Genomic DNA, 4,323 nt, shown 5'->3' with positions numbered 1-4,323 from the left:
AGCTTGAAAAGCTACGTTACACTAGGCACTGAAGCTTGCCTCTTCCGAGGCAGAAAAAAAGTAGTTCAGAGAGCTTTAATGTTCTCTGAACTATACTTCTCTCATCCGCTTTAACTCTCAGAGCAATATGCATAAATAGCATATTTAAGCTAGCTTTAAGTTTTTAAACTACTCTTTTTAACCCATTCTCACCTAAGCAAATCTGTGGTAAATTTTCTCATAATCGGTAAAGAACTGTTTACTGATGGTATATAACGAGTCAAAAAAAAGGGTGAAATTTTTGAGAAATTTTCATCAAAAGCCCTTAAATCAGACCTTTTGCGATTCAATTATCTCAAAGATTGAAACAGGTCTAATTTTATTGACTAGGTCAAGATGAGGAACAAAAAAATGATAAATAAAGAATCCGTTAATAAAGCAAGGTCACTCTACTATGGTTTCTTGAGTAAAATATTTGTTTTTACAACAAATAGTGAACGTTATAAAGGTGTTATTGAAGCACTTGATGTGATGATCGAAAATCCAATCGATGAGAATTCAGGTGAAGCGCTTAAAGAGATTAAAGCTTTTTTAATGGAGAAAGGTGAAAATGCCCTTATTCAAGAGTATGACGACATTTTCCATAACCCAGCTTATCCTGTTGTGCGCAATACCGCTTCGTATTATGACGAAGGGGTTGAAAGTGGACATCAACGACTTGCTGTTAAAAACTTTTTAGCTAAAACAAAAATCAGACGTGACGAAAATAATTTTAAAGAGAATGAAGACAGCGTGGGCTTTATCTTCACGTTTATGCACGAACTCATTGAACTGATTATGCAAGATCAAAAAGTGTATGACAATTTGCAACATTGCCTTTTTACTGAAGTGATTAACCCTTTTATGGATGAATTTGTGATTAATGTTTACGAGCATCCAATGTCTAAAACGTACAAATCTGTTGCCATTGTTTTAAATGCTTTTATGGCATTTGAGCGGATGTATTTTGAAGTGGCAAAACCACCTCTTAAAGAGAAAGTGCGTGTTGAAAAACCTGTCGAAGTCATCTCTGGTGCAGAGGCAAGGAGACGTGCAGAAAACAAAGCCAAAAAAGAGGCTGATAAAGCTAAGAAAACGGTCGAAGTGTAGCAACCAAAGAGGTTGCTCAAGGCTGTTTAGCAGTTTTGAGCAATCTCTTATCGCGTAAGAGATTTAGATTATCAAGGAGGCGCTCAATGAACGAAAGCAGACGTGGCTTTGTTAAAAAAGTTGCACTTGCTGGCGCTGTTGCTACCGTTGGTGTAGTGAGTGTACAAGCAGGTACTTCTGGTTCAAAAGGTACAAATGGCGTTGTTTTAGGCAAATCTAAAAAGAAAGAGATTACCTATACAAAAACACAAACATGGGAAGATTATTATAAATCTGCCCTATAAAAGAGGAGGCATAACGTTATGGAAAAAACAACAGAACGTGCTCTAAGTACGACTGTCGGTCGTCGTTCTTTCCTCAAAATGGCAGCTGTTGCTGGTGCATTCGGTGCCACTTCAGCATTTGCTAGTGAGAAAGTAACACGCGCCGCAACAGAGGAAGAGGTTAAAAACCCATTTCCTGGAAGCAAAAAAGTTAAAACTATCTGTACTTCGTGTTCCGTCGGTTGTGGCGTGATCGCAGAAGTTCAAAATGGTGTATGGGTTCGTCAAGAAGTGGCTGGGGATCACCCAATAAGCCTTGGTGGACACTGCTGTAAAGGTGCAGATATGATCGATATGGTCAGATCTGAAGTACGCCTCAAATACCCAATGGTCAAAGAAAATGGTCAGTGGAAACGTCTTTCTTGGGATGATGCACTAAACCGCATCTCAAAAAAATTAGCAGAGTTGAAGAAAAATGATGGTCCTGATGCCGTTCAATTCTTAGGCTCAGCAAAAATGAGTAATGAGCAAGCGTACTACTTTAGAAAGTTCGCTGCATTCTTTGGAACTAATAACACAGATCATCAAGCTAGAATCTGACACTCTTCCACAGTCGCCGGTGTGGCGAATACATTTGGATATGGTGCTATGACGAACTCCCTTGGAGATATTCAAAAGTCTAAAGCAATTATTATTTTTGGCGCTAATCCTGCGGTAAACCATCCAGTTGGTTTCCAACATTTCTTAAAAGCAAAAGAGCGCAATAACTCTCAATTGATCGTTATTGATCCTCGTTTTACAAAAACAGCTGCAAAAGCAGATATTTTTGCGCAAATTCGTCCTGGTACAGACATTGCGTTTATGTACGGTATGCTTCACCTCATTTTTAAAAATGGTTGGGAAGATAAAGAGTACATTCATGACCGTGTGTATGGTATGGATGAAATTAGAACAGAAGCGCTCAAATGGACACCTGAAGTTACTTCAGATGTGACAGGCGTCAGTGTAGAAACACTCATCCAAATTACAACACTGTATGCAAAAAATCGTCCTGGTACATTGATTTGGGCTATGGGACTCACACAACATACGATTGGAACAAGCAATACACGTCTTGCACCGATTCTTCAACTTGCTCTTGGCAACATGGGAAAAGCGGGTGGCGGTACAAACATCCTCAGAGGCCATGACAACGTTCAAGGTGCTACAGATATGGGATGTTTAGCAGACTCACTTCCAGGTTACTATGGCCTAGCTGAAGGCTCTTGGAAATACTTTGCAAAACAATGGGGTGTTGATTTTGACTACATCAAATCACAATTCAAAGAAGCCGTATGGATGAACAAACCTGGCTTTACATTAGCTCGTTGGTGGGCAGGTGTTGCTGGTGTTAAAAGTGATGATAAAATTGAAAATGCAGGCACAACACTTAAAGCTCTCGTTGTTTTGGGTAATGGTATCACTTCCATTGCACAACAAGCGAAAGTGAAAGAGGGTCTTGATAACTTAGAGATGATCGTTCTTGCTGATCCATTTGTGAACGAAGCAGCGATTCTCACCGATAAAAAAGACAACGTGTTTATTCTTCCTGCTGCAACACAATTTGAGACAAGTGGTCTTGTTGTTGCAACGAACAGAAGTGCACAATGGCGTTATAAAGTCGTTGAGCCTCTTTATGAGAGTAAACCCGATCAAGAGATCATGTTTGAACTAGCAAAGCGTTTAGGATTCTATGAGCAATATACTAAAGGTATGTTGATGCAAGAGACCAAAGATGGCAAGCTTGAGATGATTCCTGAGAAAAAAGACTTTACATGGCCAGAAGATGCGACCAATGAAATTGCGCGTATCATCAAAACCATCGGTCTAAGTGGTTGGACGGCTGAGCGTGTTAAAAAACATACCGACAACTGGCATATGTTTGATGAAGTAACGGGTGCTGGAATGGGACCAATGAAAGGCGAATTCTACGGACTTCCATGGCCTTGTTGGACAAAAACACACGGTGGTTCACCAAACCTTTACGATACCAGTATCCCTGTAAGTCAAGGTGGTATGGGCTTTAGAAATAACTTTGGTTTGGAAAAAGATGGTGTAAACCTCTTGGCTGAAAAAGGCTCTTTCCCTAAAGGTGCTTCTATCGAAACAGGTCACCCTGAGATTACCAAAGAGAACATCGAAAAAGTACTGGGCATTACACTCACTGAAGAAGAAAAAGCAGCGTGTGGTGCAAACTGGAAAGTCGATAACAGCGGTATCTTGGTTCAAAAATGTATGGAAGCGGGCATCTGCCCTTATGGTAATGCGAAAGCACGAAGTATTGTTTGGGAATTCCCAGATCGTATTCCATTGCACCGTGAGCCACTCCATTCACCACGCCATGATTTGACAACAAAATATCCATCATTTGCGGATAAGCCAAATCACTTCCGTGTTATGACGAAGTATGTTTCTGTTCAAAGTGCAAAAGATTATAGTAAAGAGTTCCCAATCAACATGATTACGGCACGTTTGGTCAATATGAATGGTGCGGGTGTAGAGAATCGTTCATCCAAATATCTAGCAGCCTTAACGCCTGAGATGTTCTGTAGCATCCACCCAGATTTAGCGCTGAAACACGGTGTTAAAAATGGTGAAATGATGTGGATTCATTCACCTGAGGGTACGAAAATCAAAGTGAAAGCGAAGTACTCTCTAACCGTGCTTCCCGATATGGTCTTTATGCCATTCCACTTTGCAGGCCACTTCCAAGGAACAGATAGAACGGGTAATTTCCCAGCAGGAACAAAACCGTATGCAAGCGGCGAGAGTGTCAATACCGTCACAAACTATGGTTATGACATCATTACTCAGATTCCTGAAACTAAGGGCGGCTTGTGCCGCATCGAAAAAGCGTAGGGGGGGTGAGAGATGGATTATGCAAGAATGAAAT

The 4,323-nt window shown here is 40.6% G+C and carries 3 protein-coding genes; all 3 read left to right on the top strand.

Annotated features, from left to right (window positions below):
* Positions 1-390 precede the first annotated feature (390 nt).
* Positions 391-1,128 (top strand): TorD/DmsD family molecular chaperone, encoded by a 738-nt coding sequence (locus V7Q04_RS13080; RefSeq protein ID WP_333805653.1) that lies wholly within the window; start codon positions 391-393, stop codon positions 1,126-1,128.
* A gap of 86 nt (positions 1,129-1,214) precedes the next feature.
* Positions 1,215-1,412, top strand: coding sequence for a twin-arginine translocation signal domain-containing protein (locus tag V7Q04_RS13075; RefSeq protein ID WP_333805651.1), 198 nt, complete (start codon positions 1,215-1,217; stop codon positions 1,410-1,412).
* Positions 1,413-1,430: 18 nt separating this feature from the next.
* On the top strand, positions 1,431-4,289 hold the full coding sequence (locus tag V7Q04_RS13070) for a formate dehydrogenase subunit alpha (RefSeq protein ID WP_333805650.1): 2,859 nt from the start codon (positions 1,431-1,433) through the stop codon (positions 4,287-4,289).
* Positions 4,290-4,323 lie beyond the last annotated feature (34 nt).

The organism is Sulfurospirillum sp. (assembly GCF_036802865.1).
Lineage (GTDB): Bacteria > Campylobacterota > Campylobacteria > Campylobacterales > Sulfurospirillaceae > Sulfurospirillum.
This window is presented reverse-complemented; position numbering and strand designations above follow the sequence as displayed.

What these genes read in the sequence shown, in the direction of transcription:
- V7Q04_RS13080 (WP_333805653.1), top strand. Translation starts at nt 391, where the DNA reads ATGATAAATAAAGAATCCGTTAATAAAGCAAGGTCACTCTACTATGGT.
- V7Q04_RS13075 (WP_333805651.1), top strand. Translation starts at nt 1,215, where the DNA reads ATGAACGAAAGCAGACGTGGCTTTGTTAAAAAAGTTGCACTTGCTGGC.